At 61.8% G+C, this 21245-nt stretch carries 19 protein-coding genes; 9 read left to right on the top strand and 10 right to left on the bottom strand.

Translation table 11 applies throughout. From position 1 onward, the window contains the following. The first annotated feature begins 109 nt into the window (after positions 1 to 109). A complete protein-coding gene (locus tag Q4610_RS00210; RefSeq protein WP_304534016.1) occupies positions 110 to 1381 on the top strand; it encodes an amidohydrolase family protein in 1272 nt (423 codons plus the stop codon). 398 nt (positions 1382 to 1779) lie between these two features. On the opposite strand, the gene Q4610_RS00205 is transcribed toward Q4610_RS00210, so the two are convergent. Beyond that, entirely contained in the window at positions 1780 to 2610 is an 831-nt protein-coding gene (locus Q4610_RS00205; RefSeq protein WP_304534015.1) for an SDR family NAD(P)-dependent oxidoreductase, read from the bottom strand. Between the two features lie 321 nt (positions 2611 to 2931). On the opposite strand from Q4610_RS00205, the gene Q4610_RS00200 reads away from it, so the two are divergent. Then, entirely contained in the window at positions 2932 to 3774 is an 843-nt protein-coding gene (locus Q4610_RS00200) for an SDR family NAD(P)-dependent oxidoreductase (RefSeq protein ID WP_336622849.1), read from the top strand. A gap of 426 nt (positions 3775 to 4200) precedes the next feature. Here the strand turns inward: Q4610_RS00200 and Q4610_RS00195 are convergent, their stop codons facing one another. From Q4610_RS00195 to Q4610_RS00165, 7 genes are all read right to left on the bottom strand, one after another. Then, complete coding sequence (locus Q4610_RS00195; RefSeq protein WP_304534013.1) at positions 4201 to 5925, bottom strand: FAD-binding protein; 1725 nt, start codon at positions 5923 to 5925, stop codon at positions 4201 to 4203. A gap of 149 nt (positions 5926 to 6074) precedes the next feature. Then, entirely contained in the window at positions 6075 to 7589 is a 1515-nt protein-coding gene (locus Q4610_RS00190; protein WP_304534012.1) for a class I adenylate-forming enzyme family protein, read from the bottom strand. Positions 7590 to 7703: 114 nt separating this feature from the next. Next, a complete protein-coding gene (locus tag Q4610_RS00185; RefSeq protein WP_304534011.1) occupies positions 7704 to 8924 on the bottom strand; it encodes an acyl-CoA dehydrogenase family protein in 1221 nt (406 codons plus the stop codon). A 61-nt stretch (positions 8925 to 8985) separates the two neighbouring features. Further along, positions 8986 to 9786 (bottom strand): SDR family NAD(P)-dependent oxidoreductase, encoded by an 801-nt coding sequence (locus Q4610_RS00180; RefSeq protein ID WP_304534010.1) that lies wholly within the window; start codon positions 9784 to 9786, stop codon positions 8986 to 8988. Between the two features lie 124 nt (positions 9787 to 9910). Beyond that, positions 9911 to 10090 (bottom strand): hypothetical protein, encoded by a 180-nt coding sequence (locus tag Q4610_RS00175; protein ID WP_304534009.1) that lies wholly within the window; start codon positions 10088 to 10090, stop codon positions 9911 to 9913. A 63-nt stretch (positions 10091 to 10153) separates the two neighbouring features. Beyond that, entirely contained in the window at positions 10154 to 10918 is a 765-nt protein-coding gene (locus Q4610_RS00170) for an NAD(P)H-dependent oxidoreductase (protein WP_304534008.1), read from the bottom strand. A 199-nt stretch (positions 10919 to 11117) separates the two neighbouring features. Beyond that, positions 11118 to 11240 carry a hypothetical protein gene (locus Q4610_RS00165; RefSeq protein ID WP_304534007.1) on the bottom strand — a complete coding sequence of 41 codons (123 nt, stop codon included), beginning with the start codon at positions 11238 to 11240 and terminating at the stop codon, positions 11118 to 11120. Positions 11241 to 11559: 319 nt separating this feature from the next. Here Q4610_RS00165 and Q4610_RS00160 point away from each other — a divergent pair, with 319 nt between their 5' ends. Beyond that, on the top strand, positions 11560 to 13092 hold the full coding sequence (locus tag Q4610_RS00160) for an AMP-binding protein (protein ID WP_304534006.1): 1533 nt from the start codon (positions 11560 to 11562) through the stop codon (positions 13090 to 13092). 131 nt (positions 13093 to 13223) lie between these two features. After that, complete coding sequence (locus Q4610_RS00155; protein WP_304534005.1) at positions 13224 to 14132, top strand: crotonase/enoyl-CoA hydratase family protein; 909 nt, start codon at positions 13224 to 13226, stop codon at positions 14130 to 14132. Positions 14133 to 14205: 73 nt separating this feature from the next. On the opposite strand, the gene Q4610_RS00150 is transcribed toward Q4610_RS00155, so the two are convergent. Further along, entirely contained in the window at positions 14206 to 14880 is a 675-nt protein-coding gene (locus tag Q4610_RS00150) for a TetR/AcrR family transcriptional regulator (RefSeq protein WP_304534004.1), read from the bottom strand. A 395-nt stretch (positions 14881 to 15275) separates the two neighbouring features. On the opposite strand from Q4610_RS00150, the gene Q4610_RS00145 reads away from it, so the two are divergent. After that, complete coding sequence (locus Q4610_RS00145; protein ID WP_304534003.1) at positions 15276 to 16094, top strand: sugar phosphate isomerase/epimerase family protein; 819 nt, start codon at positions 15276 to 15278, stop codon at positions 16092 to 16094. Positions 16095 to 16170: 76 nt separating this feature from the next. Here Q4610_RS00145 and Q4610_RS00140 read toward each other — a convergent pair whose 3' ends face one another. Continuing rightward, positions 16171 to 17061, bottom strand: coding sequence for an SDR family NAD(P)-dependent oxidoreductase (locus tag Q4610_RS00140; protein ID WP_304534002.1), 891 nt, complete (start codon positions 17059 to 17061; stop codon positions 16171 to 16173). Between the two features lie 381 nt (positions 17062 to 17442). Here Q4610_RS00140 and Q4610_RS00135 point away from each other — a divergent pair, with 381 nt between their 5' ends. The 4 genes from Q4610_RS00135 to Q4610_RS00120 all read left to right on the top strand — a co-directional run bounded on the left by Q4610_RS00135 (position 17443) and on the right by Q4610_RS00120 (position 21191). Continuing rightward, complete coding sequence (locus Q4610_RS00135) at positions 17443 to 18597, top strand: epoxide hydrolase family protein (protein WP_304534001.1); 1155 nt, start codon at positions 17443 to 17445, stop codon at positions 18595 to 18597. A gap of 83 nt (positions 18598 to 18680) precedes the next feature. After that, positions 18681 to 18980 (top strand): DUF1330 domain-containing protein, encoded by a 300-nt coding sequence (locus Q4610_RS00130; RefSeq protein ID WP_304534000.1) that lies wholly within the window; start codon positions 18681 to 18683, stop codon positions 18978 to 18980. A 170-nt stretch (positions 18981 to 19150) separates the two neighbouring features. Beyond that, positions 19151 to 19951, top strand: coding sequence for an SDR family NAD(P)-dependent oxidoreductase (locus Q4610_RS00125; RefSeq protein ID WP_304533999.1), 801 nt, complete (start codon positions 19151 to 19153; stop codon positions 19949 to 19951). A 232-nt stretch (positions 19952 to 20183) separates the two neighbouring features. Then, the gene (locus Q4610_RS00120) at positions 20184 to 21191 is read left to right on the top strand and encodes a cytochrome P450 (RefSeq protein ID WP_304533998.1); all 1008 of its coding nucleotides are present in this window, start codon (positions 20184 to 20186) and stop codon (positions 21189 to 21191) included. Positions 21192 to 21245: the final 54 nt, after the last annotated feature.

Raw genomic sequence — 21245 nt, 5'->3', positions numbered from 1 at the left:
CGGTTTTGTTTGCCGGAAACAGCCGAATGGGGTATAGCAAATGTGTAAGCCGGTTTTCGTGCGATGCTGGAACCGGCAGGCAATCTCTAGACAGGATAAGGAACTGACCGTGGCCGGCACTCAATCAGCGTTGAAGTCCGTCGACACCCTGGCGCCGCACTATGATGGCCCGATTTTCGATGGCGACACCCATATTCAGGAGAAGGACTATTCCTTCTTCGAAAAATATCTGCCCGAAAAATATCATGCGGAATGGCTGCCGGCCCGCAAATATGGCCCGGACGGGTCGTTCGGCCTGTATATTGGCGATACCAAGGCGGAAAACGCCGAACTTCAGCCGGGCGGCCTGATCCCGCCTCCGGGCAAGCTCAAGGAATGGCTGCGCGCCATTTCCACTGGCGAAACCGTGGATTCGGGCTTTACCCCCACGCCGGACATGAGCGAAGTCGGCCCGCGCCTTGCCAAGCTGGAAGAGTTTGAAGTCGAAGGCTCGATCATGTTCGTCGGCGAATTTGTCGCGACGTTCGGCGTGCTGGGCCAACTGGTTGAGGAAAAGGGACCGGAAGGCGCAAATGCGCTGTTCCATGCCTGGAACGAATATCTGGTCAAGGAATGGACCCTCAACGTCCAGGACCGCATCTATCCGACCGCCATCCTCGCCCTTTTCGACCTCGACTGGGCTGTTCAGGAAGCCAAGTGGCTGGTCGAGAATGGCGTGCGCGTGGTCGTGATGCCGATGGGCCCCGTCGATGGGAAGTCGCCCGCGGACCCCTATTTCGACCCGCTGTGGCAGGTTCTGAATGATGCGGGCGTCGCCGTGACGTTCCACGTATCGGAAGCCAATTTCATGCACGGGCTGATCTACGAATGGGGTGAAAAGCCGTTGCAGTCGCGCAAGTCGGGTCAGTCGGCCTGGCAGTGGATGTTCGCCTACAGCGAAATCCCGGTCATGATGACCATGGCGAACTTCATCTACTGGAACTTCTTCGAACGCTTCCCCAACATCAAGATGGCAAGCGTGGAAAATGGCGCCGAATGGCTGCCGCGCTTCCTTTACAAGATGGACAAGATGCGCGGCATGGCGCGTAGCGGCTGGTGGCCGATGGGGCAGCTCAAGGAACGCCCGTCGACGATCTTCAAACGCAATTGCTTCGTGGTCGCCTACCCCGAAGACGACATCAAGGGGATCGTCGATCAGCTTGGCGGGGACGCGAGCTGCATCCTGATGGGGTCGGATTATCCCCATGCGGAGGGCGTGCCCACGCCGCGTGACTTTGTGGAAGAGGGCTGCAAGGGGCTGACCCCGGAACAGATCGAGCAGATCATGTATTCCAACGGTCGTCGCATGATGCCCAAGGGACGCACCGGCCTGAGCGGCTGATCGTTGGAGCATCGTGCGGAAAAGCGGGGCTCGCTTTTCCGCCAGAAACGATGTGAAAACAGAAAAGCGGAGCGCGCTGCGTCCGATTGAACGCAGCGCGCTCTATGTCGGGATGACGTCAGATTGCCCCGCTCCGTCATTGGGCGCGCAGCGGGCCGAACGCGGGCGACGCCCAGCCAATCCACCTCGTGCCATGGATTGCTTCGCTGCGGTCGCAATGACGGTGTCATCGGGCACTATGAGCGGACCTTTGAAAAAGGGCGCGTACCAGCCGGTATGCGCTCTTCTTGCTTGAAGTGTCGCGGTGCGTGGATGCGCCGGATTGCAGCACAAAGGCTGCATCGCGATGGGGGGAAGCATGGATCGCTCCCCCCATCGACGTGCCATGACGCGCAAGGCTATTGCGGCACGACGCCGCCGGCCATCAGTTCGGCAATCTCTACCGAGGTGGACAGATGGGCGGCAATGCCGCCATCGACCTGAAGGACTTGGCCTGTAACGAAACTGGCACGGTCGGAGGCGAGGAACGATACCACCTCCCCAATTTCCGAAGGCTTGGCATAGTCTCCGGTCAGCGTGTGCCTGCGGAAAATTTCGCGCAGGTCATCAGGCAATCCCTGTTTGAGCGACGATGTCAGCACGGGGCCGGGCGAAACCGCGTTGCAGCGGATTTTCTGAGGACCATATTGCGTGGCGATATAGCGGGTGAGGGTTTCGACGGCGCCTTTCGAACTGGCATAGGCGGTCGAGAAAAAATTGCCGCCGACGACCGTGCCTGAACTGATGTTGATGATCGACCCGCCACCGCCATGGATCATGACCGGAATGGCGTGCTTGCACATCAGCATCGTGCCGCGGGTATTGACCGCGAAGGTTTTGTCCCACCAGTCGACATCCATGTCGCAGACCAGCAGGTCCTGGTCGGCCGAGGTGCGCGCGGCATTATTGTCGATCACGTCGAGCCTGCCGAACGTTTCGACGGTGAACGCAATCAGCGCCTTTACCGCATCCTCGCTCGAAATGTCGGTTACGCAGGATGCGACGCGATAGCCCTTGTCGGCAAGGGCACGGGTGGTTTCGACCAGAGCATCCCCGGCAACGTCGGTCAGAACGACGCTGGCGCCTTCGCGCGCCAGAACCTCGGCCGTTTCCGAGCCGATATTGCCGGGCAGCCCGGCCCCGGTCACGATCGCAACCTTGCCTGCCAGCTCTCCGTGCTGAGCGCTCATTCGCTTTCTCCTTTCATGCGGGCATCGGCCCTGTTGTCCTGGGGGATTTCGATCATGCTGCTGGCGCGCGGAATGACCGAAGGCGCAGAAAATGCAGGCCGATATACTAGGCGGATGATGGTGCGTCGTGCGCTCCATCATGCACGGGCGCGTATATTACATCTGTAACGGATCGAGCCGGGGCAAGAAGGATCGCGCTTTGGCACTTGGTTCGTCAGGCGAATATCGGCCAACCTGTTCACCACACGCATCATGAGTGCGCGTCGCCCGGATAGCCTATGCGCCGTCCGGGCGAAGATGCGGTCAATAGAGGAGGACAGGATGGAACTGGAACTTAAAGGCAAGCGGGCGCTGGTGACTGGCAGCAGTTCCGGCATCGGTGCGGCGATTGCGCGGTTGCTGTCGGCGGAAGGCGCCAAAGTGATCATTCATGGTCGCGACGCGGCAAAGACCAGGGCGGTCGCGCAAAAGTTGATCGATGCAGGCGCGGAAGCGGGATTCGTCACCGGCGAACTCAGCCGCGAAGAGGACTGCGCGGAAGTCGCGAAACGGGCCGTAGAGTTTTTCGGCGGCGTCGACATCCTTGTCAACAATGCGGGCGGGATGGCGGCCGCCAACCGGCCCGATACTACGGCGGAAAGTTTCAACCGGCCCTGGCTGCAAACCCCCTGGGATGACTGGCGCTGGACCTATGAGCAGAATGTCGGTTCCTCCGTCCGCCTGATCCAGGCGCTCGCGCCAGCGATGATCGAGCGTGGCTGGGGACGGATCATCAACATCTCCAGCGCTTCGGCGACGCAGACAGAAGCGGATCTGGCCGATTATCAGCCGGCCAAGGCCGCGATCACGAACATGACGACGGGCCTTGCGAAATCGCTGGCGGGAACTGGCGTGACCGTGAACACGGTGACACCGGGCACGATCGCCACCGAAGGCGTCCGCAACGGTTTCGTCGAATGGGCCAGGCAGCTTGGCTGGGAAACGCAGGACTGGTCGGAGATTGAGCGCCGCTTCACCAGCGAAGTCATCCCGCAGCCGACCAAGCATTTCGGACGGCCAGAAGATATCGCGCGCATGGTGGCATTCATTGCCAGCCCGCAGGCCAGCTACATGACCGGCAGCAATTATCGCGTAGACGGGGGGCAGTGCCGGTCGATCAACTAGGCACGCCGGCTGAACGATGGCTGACGACAGGGGCGTCATTGCCGATGCGGGCAGGGATCGCAATCGGGCCGTGACGCGCCGCTAAAAGTGACAACGAAGTGTACAGCTATTGCAGATGGCGTGTTTGCCATGCGCTCCACTGCGTTTCGCTTTTGCAGGGCGTTCCGTGACCCGGCCGGATCAAATGTGGAATATAACTATCTGATTTAAAAAGATTTTTATTTTCATGCGCGATTCCGTCCGGGGCGGGAACGCCCTGTCGTGCCCTGGCTGGCGATGGGCATGGTGCGTGCCGTTCTGCATGGTTTTGGCAGAGCAGGCGCACGCGGCCATGATGTGCCGTCATCGCCTTTCCAATCCCGCATCAGGGCGCGGTCGCTGTTCCCGGCGGACAGGCATGATGGCCTGTCGCGCCGGGAACAGGTTTCAGGCCGTCTTGTTATGGGCCTTGGCGACCGCATCCTTCGCGGCGATGTAACCGAATGCGAAGGCCGGCGAGATGCTGGCGCCGGGGCCGGGATAGGACCGACCCATGACCGACGATGTGCAGTTGCCGGTGGCGTACAGACCCTCGATGATCGATCCGTCCGCCCGCAAGACCCGCGCGCGCTCGTCCGTCACGACACCGCCGAACGTGCCGACATCGCCTGGGAAAATGCGGGTGGCGTAGAAGGGCGCCCTGGCGATCGCGCCGACGCACGGGTTGGGTTTGTTCGTCGGGTCGCCACGGAAGCGATCATATTGACGTTCGCCCTTGTGGAATTCTTCATCCACGCCGGTTTCCGCAAAGCGATTGTACCGCGCGACCTGCGCCGCCAGGCCGGCCGGATCGATACCCGCCTTCTGCGCCAGTTCCTCGATCGTATCCGCCTTGACAAGAAAGCCCGATTCAAGCCACTTTTTCACCGGCTTGGTCCCCGGCATCAACGATCCATAGGCATAGTTGCGCATGGCATCATCATCGAACACGGCGAAGGCGGGAACGGCATCATTGCGATACATGGCTTCGCCCAGTTCCATATAGGAACTGGCTTCATTGACGAAGCGATTGCCCCGTTTGTCGACCCACATATAATGGGGCACGGCGATTTCGCCGACATGCATGAAGGGATAGGGGGTGCCGTCCTTGCCCGTCGCACCGGCAGGCAACGACCCGTCCGGGTTCAGGGATGTCGGCACCCAGACCGCCATGTCGAGATTTTCGGTATCGGCCCCGTGACGGATCATTTCCTCGATCATCTCGCCCGTGTCGCCGGGATTGGCGTTGGTCCATGATGCGCTGATGGGATGGCGCTGATATTTTTGCCGCATGGCATCGTTGCGGGAAAAGCCGCCCACATTCAGCAGCAGGCCGAAACGGCTGCGCACCGTCACGCGATCACCACCGAACATGCCACTGACGCCCACGACCCGGCCATCTTCCTCGATCAGTTGATCAGCCGCGAAACCGGCGAAGATGGGGATGCCGCGTTTCAGCGTCATTTCCAGCATTCGCCCCTGGATCGCGCCGCCATGGGCGACGATCCTGCGCCCCAGCAGCTTGTTCTTCGCCATGGCGAAGGCAAGGCGGGCCATGATTTTCTTGGCATAGAAGGTCCGCTTGAACATCAGCATCCTGATGAGCGGCAGGGAAGGGAAGGGGATTCCATTGAATGGCGCATAGCGCGACAGCCGATCCTGCCACGGGCCAAGATTGCGGATGTCATAGGGGAGCGCGGTCAGCGAGCGACCGCGAGGCTGGCCACCGTCGCGATCGTCATAATAATCGGACCAGCCATCGGGATATTCGAACTTCATCCCCTGTTCTTCGAGGAAGCGGATCATTTCCGGCGCTTCGTCCAGAAAGGCGTCGCGGCGTGCGGGCGTGGTCCCTTTGCCGACGAAATCGACGGTCGCGGCGAGGTAGCGCTCGGCCAGTTCCCGCGAATCCTCGACACCGTGCCGTTTGATGACATGATTGTTCGGCACCCACCAGACGCCGCCCGAAAAGCCCGTCGATCCACCGATCGTGTCGCGCTTTTCAAGGATGACCGGATTGAGCCCGGCCAGCCTGGCAAAGAGCGCGGCGACCATCGATCCACCGCCGCTTCCGACGATCACGAAATCATATTCTGCCTGTAATTCAAAGGATTCTGGGGTCGGGAGAGCCACGGGCCAACTTTCCTTGTGGACGGGCGTGCAGGTTAAGCATCCTTATCAAGCAGGTGCAACATGTGCTGCGCCGGTTCCGCCCTTCCATCATCGGCGTGATTGCGCCTGCCTGGCCATTGGGAACGCGCCGCAAGACGCGGCGGCGTGGGTCATGCCCCTTGTTCGCGTTCCTCCACGACACGCAAGACATTGTTGCGCGTGACCTTGCCCACGGCGTTCACCGGCATGGCGGACAGGATATGAATCGCCTTGGGCGCCCGGACCGAACCCAATTCAGCCTTTGCGAAATTGACCAGATCGCTGGCCGAAGCCGTGGCATCCCCCGACAGCACGACGGCCGCCTCGACCCGCTGGCCCCAATAATCATCCGGGCGCGCGATCACGGTCACGTCGACGACATCGGGATGGGCGCCAAGAACAGCCTCCACATCCGCAGGATAGACGTTGAAGCCGCCTGAAATGATGACATCGCGCAGCCGGTCCTTGAGGAAGAGATAGCCACGATCATCGAATGCGCCAAGGTCGCCGGTATGCAGCCAGCCGTCGACGATCGTTTCTTTGGTCAGGTCGGGCCGGTTGAGATAGCCGCGCATGACGAGATCGCCACGGACGACGACTTCGCCCGTCTCGCCGGGTGGCAGGATGCTGCCGTCAGGGGCCATGATCTGCACGTCGTTGAAGGGGCAGGGGCGGCCGACGGACTCCAGATTGGCTTCATCGGCCAGTTCGCGCGCGGTGATGGCCGTGATCATGGTCGGCGCTTCGGTCTGGCCGTAGATCGCCGCGAGATGCGGTCCGAATATCTCATGGGCCTGGCGCACGCGCGCGCGCGCCATCGGCGCCGCGCCATAGATAAGATGCCTGATGCCCGAATAGCGGGTGTTGGTCGCCTGGGCATGATCGATCAGGGAATAGATCAGCGTGGGCGGCATGAAGCTCGCCGTGATCCGTTCCTGGACGATGGTTTCCGATATGGCCGGCGCCTTGGCGCCATCCATCAGGATATTGCATCCGCCAGCAGCCATGACCGGCAGCAGGAAGGTGCCGGCGCCATGGGTCAGCGGCGCGACGAGCAGCATGCGTTCCTCTTCGTCGAAACCGAAGGTGGTCAGCATGCTGGCAATGCAGCTCATGAACGCACGATAGGGTTGCAGGACGCCCTTGGGACTGCCGGTGGTCCCGCCGGTAAATTTGATGGCGGAAATTTCGCCGGCCAGATGGGCTATGTCGGTGGGGCGCCTGCCGCCGTGGCTCTGGCCGATCTTCTCGATCGACATATGCGCGTCCGACGTGCCCGACATCATCACCAGCGGCCGGCCCGTTTCGCTGAACAGGGGGATGAAATCCTCGTCCGCGATGATGAGTGACAGATCGGCCGCTTCGGCGATGCCCGCAAGTTCGGCGCTCGAATTGCGCGGGTTGAGCGGAACCCAGATATGGCCAGAGGCAAAAATGCCGAGCATCGCGATCACATGCTGCCAATTATTATGGCCACATGCGCCGACGCGGGATTGCGGTTCCGGCAGGCGTTCCTGGAGATAGCTCGCCACGGCTTCGACATGGTGAGCCATCTCGCGATAGCTCATCCTGACCGGGCCATCCACCAGAGCCTCGCCATGCGGATTAAGCCGCAACCCCCGGTACAACATATGAATTGGCAACATCAGTTCAGCAAACCCCAATGGCTATCCCGGCGAAGCGGTCACATGACCGGCTTCGACCAACCACAGCCCCCAGCCCCTATAGATCGCCTCCGGGTTGTGACCCCGGAATGCATGTCAGCCGGCAGCCGCCAGGCCGCGCGGCGTCCATTTCATGCCTTCCGCCATGCCCAGCAGATCGCGTCCGCAATCCCGCAGGGACTTGTCCGAAACCACCAGATGCTGGGTCGCCGCCAGGGTGTCGCGCAGCGACCGCTGAAGCGCGCCTGCGCGCAGCCCGACGCCGCCGCTGACGCGATGCGCGAACAATGAATTTTCCATCATGACCGTCGTTGCGTGACAGAGGGCCAAGCGCGCCAGCGTGAACTGCCGCGTCGCAACCGGCTCGCTGCGGCTGGTCGTTTCGGTGATGTCGTTCCAGGCTTCATAGGCCAGGGCGCGCGCCGCCCGCAGCTTGGCTTCGGCGACCGCGAATTCCTGCTTGAATGCGTCCGAACCCGCCAGTTCCGACAGGGTGGACGGCCGCCCGTCCGATGGCGCCGTGACAAGGCTGGCCAGTTGATCAAGGACGCGCCGGCCATGACCCAGCGCAAAGCCGGTATGGCCGATCGCGCTGAACCCGACGACGCCGATCCGGTAGCTGTCGCCGCCACGCTTGCCAACGATTTCAGACGCAGAGTGGGTGAAGTCGGCAGGCACATAGAGATCGGTTGCGGCATAATCGACGCTGCCGGTTGCGCGCAGGCCGATCACGTCCCAGTTGCCCAGCATCTGTGCATCTTTGGTGGGGAAGATGAAGATCCGCGATTCCGGTATGCTGGTCCCCGGAATCAGGCGAGGCGCGCCATTTTCATAGATCATGGCGCCTGCATGGATATAGTCGCTGTTCAGGCAACCGCTGCCATAGGCCCAGCGCCCCGTCAGCCTGAACCCGCCCCCTTCGACTTCGGCCTTGCCCGTCGGGGCACCGGCTCCGGCGATGATCGGCCGCGCGCCTTTGAACAGGGCTTCATAGGTGGTATCGGGCAGGAAGGCGGCCGCCGATGTGGTGGCGACGTTCGCCGCCATCATCACCCAGCCGGTTGCCGCGTCGATGTTGCACACGGCTTCGACCACGGACAGCAGTTCCACCGGATTGGCTTCCATGCCGCCGGCCGACTTTTGCACCATCAGGCTGAAGAAGCCGGCATCGCGCATCGCGGCGATGGATTCATCGCTCACCTTGCCAGCCGCTTCATTGCTTTCCGCCTTGCTCGCCAGCAGGGGCGCCAGGCGCCTGGCTTCGGACAGCAAGGGGAATTCCCCGCGACTGCCATGCAAATCCTTATTGTGGATCATCTCTCAATATCCTCGAAAAAGGGATCGGTTTGAGCAGAAAGGAAAGGGGCAGGCTTTTCCATCAACATGCGGTCCATCCGCCGTCCTGGGTGATGACCTGTCCGGTAAGATAGGCGGACGCAGGCGAAGCAAGATAAAGGGCGAGGCCCAGTATCTCGCTTGCATCGCCACGACGCTTCATCGGAATGCGCCTGTTCATTTCGGTATAGAAACGTTCTTCCTCTTCCGGCGTCCGTTTCTTGCGACGGCCATCGCCAAGCCGGGTGCCGCCGTGCCAGCCCGGCGCGATGACGTTGGCGCGCACCTTTTCCGCCGCATATTCAACCGCGACCTGGCGCGTGAAACCGATGACGCCCGCCTTGCCGGCGGCATAATCCGCGCTGGACGCTGGAAAATCGGGGAAATAGCCGCCAAGGCCAAGGATGGACGCCACGTTGATGATCGATCCGCCGGCGCCGCGCATCCTGGGCAGCATGGCCCGCGTCATGAAGAAGGTGCCGGTCAGGCTGATGCCGACGCCGCGCATCCAGTCATCGGTCGAAAGATCATGGGTCAGGATCGGCGGTGTAGCGACGCCCGCGAAGTTGACCAGAATATCCAGGCTGGAATCGCCCAGTCCAGCAGCCGCGGCGGCAACGGATTCTTCATTCCAGACATCGAGCTGGCAGGCGTCGGCCTTTCCGCCGGCCGCCACGATCGCCTCGGCAACCTCTTCGGCGCGGCTACGTTCAATGTCGGCGCAGATCACGCGCGCGCCAGCGGCGGCGTAGCCTTCCGCAATGACCCGGCCAAGGCCGCTGCCACCACCTGTAACAAAGGCGACCATGTCGTTCAGGCCAAAAAGTCTGTCGAGCAACTCCATGCTGTAATTCCGTCCCTATATTGCTTTGCAGGTCGCCACGCCTGGAGGGTTTACGTCGCAGGCTGACATTTGAAGATATGTTAGAAATCCTGCCACCATGGTTGTCAACGCGACCCTTCGACCATTACATGGAGGATAGTTTGGCGCCGCGCCGATGCTGTTCAGGCCGGTCCAGGGCAAGTTGGCGGATGATTTCGACGCCGTTGTCGCGCAGTTTCCAGCTCATGGTCCGGGCCGTTCCGGGCGTGGCGACGGCATGGTAATTGCGCACGGCGAGCCACCCGACAGCATGGCGTCGGATCATGCAGTGCGATCCCGCCAGCCTGATCGTCTTGGCTGGCGGGGAGGTGCGAAAATCCGGCCGATTTTACGGTTGCTGCCGGATATGTCCCGCAAAGCCGGGTGGGGCGGTCGCCGCAATATCCTCTTTCAGTTCGAACTTGCGCTCGGTGTAATCTTCGGCCTGGGGGCGATACGGGATCGGGGCGGTTGTAAAGAGGGTGCGCATCCTGTCGCGCACATCCTGGGCCGCGGCCTTGAAACCCTCTTCATCCAGGCGGTCGGTCTTGTGCAGGACATAGGATGGCAGAACATCATATCCCGGATAGTAAAGGCAGCCATGGTTGATCGGGAAAAGCAGGTCATCGATCGGCCCGTTGACGCCCCTGTCGCTGAAATAGGATTCTCCGCCACCGACCATGACCATCAGCATGGCGCGCTTGCCTGCCATCCGTCCCGCGCCATAGCGATTGCCGCTGATCTGATAGCCGACCCCTGCGGTCCAGACCCGGTCGATCCAGCCTTTGAGGATGGCGGGCATGGAAAACCACCAGAGCGGGAATGCCAGGATGAGCGCGTCGGCCCACAGGGCCTTGTCCTGCTCCGCGATAATGTCGTCGGAAAAGGCGCGCGTGTCGGCTGCGCGCATGGACGCGAATGGAAAGCTCAGCGGTTCATCGGGGGAAAGGGCGGTGAAGTCGTCGCAGTCATGCGCGGCCTTCCAGTTCATCGCGTAGAGATCGCTGATGCGGACTTCATGCCCGTCGGCGCGCAATTGTTCCACTGCCACATCGCGTAATGCGTTCGTCAATGAAGCCGGGCCAGGATGGGCCGACACGATCAAAACGTTCATGGAGGAGGCTTTCACATCTGAATGGAAAAATGTGGGCGATAAATGTTCGTCCGCTTGCGAAAGGATTGGGAGCGCAGGGGGAAATTGTCAACCAGCCGCCCATGCGCCGCAAGGGGTTTTCCGGGATAGTCATGGGCGGTTTTCCTGTGATGAGACAGGCGGCCAGCCGGTTGCGATCCATCCGTAATGATTTGGAATATCAATGAAATTCAGGCGCAATGATGCCTGTGGCCATCGCCGGCATGCAAGCGCGTCGCGTTGCGCGCAGGGGGATGGCGATGCCCGGCTTCCAGCCGATATCAACAATGTAATGGTTCAGCATGGATCGCGCATATTGGCGTAGCGTTCGCGCGCGGCATCAAAGCGGCATCAAAGATGTGATGGAAAAGCGGCAGGGCGCCCTGGCTATGGCCGCGCAATCATCCTTTGGCTAGGCATCGGCCCGTTGCGGTTCGGTCAAGGGCGGGCCGGACATCAGAGGGCAAGCGGTGCGAGACTTTGGAGCAGGGATTGATAGGAGGCGCGACGTCGCCATCATGACGGCGTCGTGCCTGGTTGTGACGCGCCATCGCGATGCCGCCCATATGGGCATGGCGTCCGGTGGCCCGGCCAGCATGATCGCCTGACCCATGGACGATAGCATGTCCGCGCCTGCCCTGGCGACGTATCTGGATGCGCAGGGGCGACCGCGTGATGGCGCGCCGCTGGGCATGTTGCTGTCGGCTTATGCGCAGCGATGCGGTTCCGCGCCGGCTTTGGTCATCGGCGACCGGACGCTCAGCTTCGCTGAACTGGATGCGGGGGCCAACCGGCTGGCGCGCCACCTGAAGGCGTGCGGGGTGGGGCAGGGCGACCGGGGCGTCATCTGCATGCCGAACCGCGCCGAATTTATCCAGGCCATGTACGCCTTGTGGAAACTGGGCGCGGCGCCGTGCCCGATTTCCTACCGGCTTGTGGAGGGCGAGTTCGCCACGATCGTGGCGCTGGTGGACCCGCGCTGTGTCATTGGCGACGGGGCGACCCATGCGACGACACGCCTGTTCATCAACGTGGATCAGCCCCTGCCCGATGGTCTGTCGGACGCGCCGCTGCCCCCCGCAGTCGCGCAGCCCGGCAAGATATTGGCAAGCGGTGGCAGCACCGGGCGGCCCAAGCTGATCATTGATCCGGTGCCGGCGACATGGGGGGCGGACAAGGCATCGGTCTTTCGCCCGGCCGGGATCACGACGCTCAATGCCGGGCCATTATATCACACCATGCCCTATAATTACTGCATCCTGCCCTTGGCGGAGGGCAGCAAGACCGTGTGCATGACGCAGTTCGATCCGGTCAGATGGTTGCAGCTTGTCGAGGTGCACCGGCCGCATTCGGTCAACCTGGTCCCGACCATGATGAGCCGCATCGCCAAATTGCCCGCCCATGTCACGCAGGCAGCCGATCTGTCGTCCATCCAGATCCTCTTCCACGCGGCCGCGCCCTGTCCGCCCGACATCAAGCGATGGTGGATCGAGCGGATCGGGGCCGAAAAGGTGCTGGAGGTATATGGCGGCACGGAGCGGATCGGTTCCACGCTGATCTATGGCCATGAATGGCTGGCGCATCCCGGTTCCGTCGGCAGGCCTGCGCGCGGCGACGAAATCGTCATACTGGACGAGGACGGACAGGCGCTGCCGTCCGGGCAGGTCGGCGAAATCCATTTCCGACGCCCGGCGACCGGGCCGGGGACGAAATATGGCTATATCGGTGCTGACACCCGGATCAGGGGCGACCTGGACAGTTTTGGCGATATCGGCTGGGTGGATGCCGACGGCTTTCTCTACATCGCCGACCGGCGCGACGACATGGTCGTGGTCGGCGGGATGAACGTCTATCCCGCCGAGATCGAGGCGGCGATCGAAACGCATCGCGACGTGCTGTGCTGCGCCGTGATCGGCCTGCCCGACGATGATCTGGGCAGTCGTCTCCATGCGATCGTCGAACTGGCCGGGACTGTGCCGCCGCCGGGCGACGGGCTTGCGTTCCTGGCATCGCAATTGCGCCTACTTTCCCCCTACAAGCGTCCACGTTCGATCGAGTTCACGCATGGCCGCATACGCGATGACGCTGGCAAGGTGCGGCGCACATCGTTGCGGGCGGATCGTGTGCGCGAACATGGCGGCGCGCGCCCCGACTGAACGGTCCGCAAGGCCGGGCAGGCAGTCATGGCGTTAAACCATGCATGTAATTTCGCCGAATGCGCGCCGATTCCGGTGTTCGATCGCGCGGCGATAGGATTAATCATATCCAACCAGTTCAGGAGGATGGAATGCAGGATTATTCGGGCAAATGGTTGAAGCAGCCGCAATGTTTGCTGTTCGAGGTCGTAGGTGCGGTAGCGCAGATCACGCTGAACCGTCCTGAAAAGCGCAACGCGCTGTCGCACCAGCTCATATTCGAGCTGAGGGACGCGCTGCTGGAGGCGGACGACAGGCAGGATGTGAATGCGGTGCTGTTGCAGGGCGCTGGCAAGGATTTCTGCGCAGGTTACGACCTGACATCTTCCTATGAACAGACATTGGGCGAGGATAGCGGCGCCAGCAATTTCGACTATCGCCCAAGCTATGGCACGTTCGACAATGATTGCTGGGGGATGGAGCGTTTTCAGGCGATTCCCGACATCATCCTTTCCATGCACAAGCCCGTGATCGCCAAGGTCCATGGCAATTGCCTGGCAGGGGGCACCGACCTGGCGCTGCGCTGCGACATGATCGTCGCGGCCGAGGATGCCAAGTTCGGTTTCCCGGCGATCCGCGCCAATGGTTCGCCGCCCTCCCACATGTGGACCTATCATGTCGGGCCGCAATGGGCCAAGCGCCTGCTCCTGACCGGCGACGTGATCCTGGGCCGGGACGCCGCCAAGATCGGCCTGGTGCTCGACGCCGTTCCCGCCGAGGAAATCGACGTATTTGCGATGGATCTGGCCAAGCGCGTCGCGTTGGTCGACCCGGAATTGGCGGCCGCCCAGAAGCGGATCGTGAACATCGCTATGGACCAGATGGGCATGTCCGACGTGCAGCGTTTCGCACGGGAAATGGACGCTCGCGCGCATCTTGGCACTGGTCCGGCGCGCATGCGGTTCAAGTCCGACATGCGGGAAGGCGGTCTCAAGCAGGCGCTGACCAATCGCGACGGGCCGTTCGGCGACAGCGTGATCAAGCTGCGCGTCGATCGTTAGGGCCTGAAGCTCGCAGCGTTGGCGGCGGAACGCCAACGCTGCACTTGAGCCGGGGGGCAATTCCCCTTGTCTGCTATGCTGTGTCGATCGCGATTCCGCGGATCAGTGCGTCGACCCATTTGTCCATGATGTCGTTGGTGGTGACGTTCATCCCGCTGAGATGCATTTCGCTGATGCCGCGCAATGTTCCGATCATGATGAAGCGGCAGTGGCGGGGCGTCAGTTCCGGGTTGAGTTCGCCGCGTTCGGCGGCTCCCTTGAACATGCGGTCCATATCGGCGCGGAACTGGGCGGTCAGATCCCGAATCCGGTTTTGGGCCGGTTCGCTCAGATGATCCCGTTCGCGGATGGAAACGGTGACATATTCCGCATGCTGGATGAGATCTTCGCGCTGACAGACGAAGAAATGGCGTATCTGTTCGGAAACTGTCGCTTTGCGCGCCGCTTCGTGGAGATAGCCCAGCGAGCGTTCCATACCCAGCAGGCAGATTTCGGCGAGCGCATCCTCTTTCGATCCGATGTGGAAATACAGGCTGGCCACCTTGATGCCCAGCGCATCGGCGATTGCGCGCGTGCTCGCGCCATGATAGCCGACCCGCGCGAAGATGGCGGCGGCCGCATCGATGGCCTGTTGCCGGCGGGCGCTGTGCTTTCCCGTCTTTTCCCGGCGTGACTGATAGCTTTCGGACTCCTCGCTCGCGATGGTTGCAGTGTCCCCATCCATGGTGCTGAGCGATCGGGGCGTCACGAGATATCCTTCTGTTAGGCGGCGCCACGGATCGGCGGGCAATCGATCCGGGAAGCGCGCTTCATTCTAGCCGGATTCTTCCGCCGGGCCAATGTCGTTCGCGATATCGTTGCTGACGCGCGGGCGACACATGACGGCATGGTCGGCCTTCGCCCCCCTGTCCAGGACAGGGAATAGCTGTTTTCCGCCGTTTCGTGACAGGAATGCGGGCGGCACGGGTTGCGTAACCCGGCCCGGTGGCGGTGTCGGGGCAAGAGGCAGCATGGATGTGATCTTTGCCGGCTTTGATCCGGGCAAGATGACAAGCTTCTTCACGCTGGCATACCAGTGCCCTGACCGCGCCGGGCGGGGGCAACCTCGCCGGTGGCGCAGGCAGGCGTTGGGAGAGTGAGATAATGCGAAAGCTTGGCCTTGAATTTCTGGGTGTGTTCGGACTGCCGCCGGTGGACCTTGTGCACCTGGCCGCCGATCTTGATTGCCAATTCATCGGCACGGTTCTGGCCCCGATCGACTATAACCCGGAAAATTTTCCCAAATGGTCGTTGAGTGAGGACGCAGCCTTGCGCCGTGATCTCAAGGCGGCCTTGGCGGATCGCGGGATAGAATTGACGCTGGGCGACGGACATGCGCTGCTGGCGGACATAGATGTTCGCGAAACCTATTCGGCGGGCCTCGACATCTATCAGGAACTTGGCGTCCGGCGTGTCAATTGCATCAGCTTCGATCCCAGCCTGGAACGGACATATGACCAGTTTGCGGTGTTCGTCGAAATGGCGGTCGCGCGCGGCCTGGAGCCGACGATCGAATTTTGCCCGATTTCGGTCGTCAAGGATCTGGATGCGGCGATCGGCGCCGTGCGCCATGCTGGCCCTTCGGCAAAGCTGCTGATCGACACGATGCACTTTTTCCGGTCCGGATCGAGCATCGAGACGCTGGCGGCCGTTTCCGGCATGGTCGGCCATATTCAGATGTGCGACGCGCCGCAGGTGCCGTCGATCCCCGACTATATGGAAGAGGCGATGTATGAGCGCATGATCCCCGGCGATGGCGATGCGCCGCTGTCCCGGATCGTCGCCACCCTGCCCGATGTCCAGTCGATCGGCATGGAAATTCCCCTGCGGTCCCTGGCCGAGCAAGGGGTCGGCGCACGCGAGCGCATGGCCCGGTGCATTGCCGGCGCGCGCAAGGTCGTTGCCGAAGCGGACGGCGTATAGGCGGCTTTTTCCGGTGCCGGGCAGAGAAGCATGACAGGATTCTCTGCCCGGCACAGGGCCGGAGCGCCGATGATCGTCAGTTGTTCGGGAACAGCAGCTTCAGCGCTTCGCCCAGGGGGGCGGGGCAATAGCCGCCACCGGGCCAGTTGATGAAGCCCATGGCCGCAGACGTGCCGCCATCGACATGGATGTTCACGCCGGTGATGGCGCGCGAGAGATCCGACGCCAGGAACACGACGGTATCGGCCAGATCGTCCGGTGTGGCCGATACGCCACGCGGGATATACATCGCCATCGCCGCTTCCAGGACATGCGGCGGCGTGTCCACCATGGTCGCGGCCAGTTCAGGCAACAGCGCGTTCGCATTGCCCTGGCTTGGGGTCGTGTCCGGCGTCACTTCGTTGATGCGGATCCTGCGCCTGCCAAATTCGACGGCCAGCGCCCGCCGCAGATTGGCGTTCGCGGCCTTCGCGCCGGCATAGACCGAGAAGCTGGCCGCGCCGCGATAAGCCTCGATCGTGGTGAAATTGATGATGCTGCCGCCGCGACCATGGCCGCCACGTTCGATCAAGGGCACCGCAAGGCGGATCGACTGGATCACATAGCCGAAGTTCCGGCGGATATCTTCGGCATCCTGTTCATCGGTGCCGGTCAGGAAGTCGCGCTGGTTCACGCCCCCCGCCACGTTGACGACGATGTCCAGGCGGTCGAATTCGGTGCCGATGGCCGCATAGAAATCACGCACATCGTCGGTCGACAGCACATCGCCTTCGAACGCGAAGCAGCGCCGGCCCATGGCTTCCACTTCGGCCTTCGTGGCCTGGAGCGCCGCCCCGTCCTTGTCGAGGACCGCGATATCCACGCCCATGCGTGCAAGGCCGAGCGTCGCCGCCGCCCCGATGCCGCCGCCGCCGCCCAGCAGCGCGGCGACCTTGCCGCCCAGATTTGCCTTTTCGTCCAACATCATCAGCTCCCAATGTAAAGCAGTGCGCATAGTCATCATTCATGCCGTGCCGCGGAAGGCGCATACTGTAATTATTGTGATTTTCAGTCAGTTGCAGCGGGGTTCCGCAGCATGAGACGCCGGTTTGCCGCTCTGCCAGTCGCTGGTCAATGAAGGGGCGATCGATGGCCGTGCGACTATTTCATCTGTAATTTCTGGCCCTGTCATGACAGGGTAAAAAGCTGGCGCATCCACGATATTCAGGCAATTTTTCGGGCATCCTGTCCTTTGGCTAAGGCAGGCGTGGCGTTGACTGTCCAAATGCTGCCTGACTATGCCCGCCGCATCCTTTTCCCCTTGTCCCGAATTTCCCCTTATCCCGAAAGTGTGCAGGATCATCCCCCCATGCAGAAAAGTCCCGGCGTTCCGTTCAGACTGGTTTCCGACGCCGCCATGATCGCTGACGTGCGGGCAAGGGTGCAGGCGGCCCGCTTTCCCGCGCAACAGGCCGGTCCCGACTGGGAAACCGGCACCCCGGTCGGCTATATGCGGCGACTGCGGGACTATTGGCTGGAATCGTTCGACTGGAACCAATGGGTGGAGCGCATCAATGCGTTCGAACAACGGATGGTCGAGGTGAAGGGAGAGCGCATTCACGTCATCGTCGAGGTCGGGTCCGGCACCGATCCGCTGCCGCTGGTCATGACGCATGGCTGGCCGGGCAGTTTCCTGGAATTTCTGGACATTATCGATCGCCTGGCGCACCCAGAACGGCATGGCGGCGCAATCGAGGACGCCTTTACCGTCATCGTGCCCAGCCTGCCGGGCTATGGCCTGTCGCCCGCGCCGAGCAGGCCGCTGGCCGCATCGGACATCGGGGCATTATGGTCCTCGCTGATGACCGATTGTTTCCAGGTGGATCATTATGTCGCCTATGGCAGCGACTGGGGCAGCATCGTCACCGCCGCCATGGCGTTCGATCACCCCGAACGGCTGGACGGGGTGATGATGACAATGTCGGGCGCCACGCCCGATTTCGCAGCCGGTCCGCCCATGCAGCCCGACGAGCAGCAATGGGCGGGCGCGTTGCAAGCGGTGTTGAAGCGGGAAGGGGCCTATCAGGCCATCCAGGCGACCAAGCCGCAGACGCTGTCCTATGCCCAGACCGATTCACCCATCGGCCTGGCGGCCTGGATCATCGAGAAATTTCAGGGCTGGTCGGTGCCGGGTACGCGCGAAGATCCGCCATTCCCGATGGACCTGCTGCTGGCCAATATCATGCTCTACTGGATCGGCGGATCACTGGCGCCGTCCTGGATCTACATGTTCATGGGCGAGATCATGGTGCCCCGGACCGAAAAGGCGAAGGTGCCCGCGACCTTCATGGTTCCGACCCAGGATTTGTTTCCGGCGGCGCCCCGGTCCTTGCTGGAGCGGTTGTATAATGTGATCGATTACAAGGCGATGGGCGGCGGGCATTTTCCCGGACTGGACAGCCCCGATACGCTGGTCGCGGAAATCCAGCGCATGTTGCTGCCCCTCGGCCGCCGGGCGCGCTGAGAGGCGCGCTGCCGCTTGATCATGGCGCGAGGCATTGCGTCAAAATGTAGAACATATGATTGTCGATTGTCAGGGAGATTGCGATGACTGCTCACATGATTGCCCTCATCTATGCGGATGATTTCAGTTGGATTCCCGAATATTCCGCCCATGTCCCCCAAATCGTGAGGAAATATGGCGGAGATTATAATTTCACGTCGGGCGGCCCGGTCGAGGTGGTGGAAGGCGACCTGCCTGTTCCATCGGGCGTGGGGACATTCGATTTCCCGTCGCGCGAAGCCATCATGAATTTCCTCAATGCGGAGGAATATCAGCCCTTTATCGAGCTTCGTAACCGGCATTCAAAGACGCAGATCCTCATCTTTGACGGCAAATCCGCGTGACAAGACGGCCGGGCGTCGCGCCAACATGACAGGCTGACGGCGCCATCCCCTCGATGGGCATCCAGCGCCTGCATCATCCATGAGATGGAATGCGCGGGCGGTTGATGTTGCTTGCGGCAGTGTCATTCCTGTCTGATGAATGAGGACGGCCGGAGTGAGAAGCGTCGATCATGAAGCTAGGCATTGAGGGTAAGCGCGCCCTGGTAACAGGCAGCGACAGTGGCGTGGGCAAGGCCATCGCCCGCACTTTGGCGGCGGAGGGCGTCCGCCTGATCGTGCAGGGGGCGGACAGGGCAGGTGTCCAGCGGACCGCAGCCGCGATTATCGGCGACGGGGGCTGTGCGGAAACCGTCGTGGGCGACCTGTCGACGGCCGAGGGGGCGGCCGGGGTGATCGCGGCGGTCTTTGCCAAGGGCGGCACGGACATATTGGTGAACAACGCGCGGGGATCGCCGTCCGAACTGTCGGAATGGCTTTCCATTCCTGACGAGGATTGGGAGAATAAGTTCGCATTCCATGTGATGAGCGCGGTGCGGACAACCCGTGCCTTCGTTCCCGCCATGCGCCGGAAGGGATGGGGACGGATCATCAATATCAGCAGCGCGAGCGTCACGGCGCCAATGGCGGCGATCGCCGATTATCAGGCCAGTGCCGCGGCGCTGGTCAATCTGACCTTCAGCCTCGCCCGTTCGCTGGCCGGAACCGGCGTTACCGCCAATGTCGTGAGTTATGGGCCGGGACGCGCGCCGGGGGCGGCGATCTGTGCGGGCCGCATGAACGACCATGGGCCAGCCGGCCTGGCGCGGGGGCGCCATCAACGCGGCACGATGATCGATCGATGCTGCGGAACCGAGGAAATCAGCGCGGCAGCGGCTCTGCTGGTCAGCACATTGTCGGATTCGACGACTGGCACGAATTTGCATGTCGGCGGTGGCGAGGCGTCGATTTTTCATACGGAAACCGTGCGATAGCCGGACGTGCAATCCTGTTGAGGAGAAAGTAATGGAAACGCAAATGGTTGATATTCCTTCACATGTTCCTCCAGAACTTGTGGCAGATGTCGATATCTATGACATTCAATCCATTGATCCGGATATTCATGTCGCCTGGAAAAAGCTTCAGGACAACAGCGCCTCGCTCATCTATTCGCCCCGGAACGGCGGGCATTGGATTCCGATGCGGGCGCATGTCATTGAGCGCGTATTGAGCGACAACAAGGCGTTCATCAGCGGCGGGGCATGGGTTCCCCCCAATCCGCCGGGTGCGTTGCCGTTGATCCCGATCCAGTCGGACGGAGATCTGCATCGCGCCTATCGATCCCTGATCATGCCTTATGTGATCGGCAAGCCGTTGAAGAGCGCGATCGACAGCGCGCGCAAATTGGCGGTCGAACTGATCGAAGGCTTTCAAGGCAGGGGCCATTGCGATTTCGCGACCGATTTCGCGCAGCATCTGCCGATCCAGATATTCCTGGATATTGTCGAACTGCCCGCCGGAGACAGGATTTTCCTGTCCGAACTGGCGGAAGTCGTGCGTATGCCTGATCCAGAGGTGCGGATGGAAGCCTATGGCAAAATGAACGCCTATATCGCAGAGCATGTCGACCGGCGCATCGCCAATCCCGGCGATGACATGATCAGCCGCATCGCCAATGGCCAGGTGCTGGGCCGTCCCATGACCCGCGACGAAATCATCGGCGAATGCGCCCAGGTTCTGGTTGGTGGCCTTGATACGGTGGCGTCCATGATGGGGTTCATCGCCGCGCATCTGGCGGTCAACGTCCCCTTGCGTCAGCGCCTGTGCGCGGAGCCGGAACTGATCGAGAAGCGCGTTGATGAAATCATTCGCCGTTTCGGCGTGGCCGGTCCGGCCCGGCAGGCGGCGATGGACGTGGAACTGGACGGCATTCAGGTGAAGGCGGGCGATCCTGTATTCGTGGCGACCGCCTTGCACGGGCTGGATGACCAGCGCTGGACCAATTCCATGGTGGTCGATCTCGATCGGTCCGCGACCGGCACCGATTTTCAGACGTTCGGCAGCGGTCCCCATCGCTGTCCCGGCGCTGCGCTGGCCCGGAGCGAGATCATCCTGTTCCTGGAAGAATGGCTGAAACGGATTCCCGACTTTTCCCTTGTCCCCGAAAAGCCGATGGTCGCGGCGTCAGGCAGCGTTACCGGCGTCCTTTCACTGCCCTTGCAATGGACAGTCTGATTTTGCCCTGACGATCCTGCCGAATGGGATGGTCGCCGGCGGCGACGTGCGCGC

This window comes from Sphingobium cyanobacteriorum, from assembly GCF_030580935.1.
GTDB lineage: Bacteria > Pseudomonadota > Alphaproteobacteria > Sphingomonadales > Sphingomonadaceae > Sphingobium > Sphingobium cyanobacteriorum.
The sequence above is the reverse complement of the archived record's forward strand: the minus strand, read 5'-3'. Positions and strand labels throughout refer to the sequence as shown.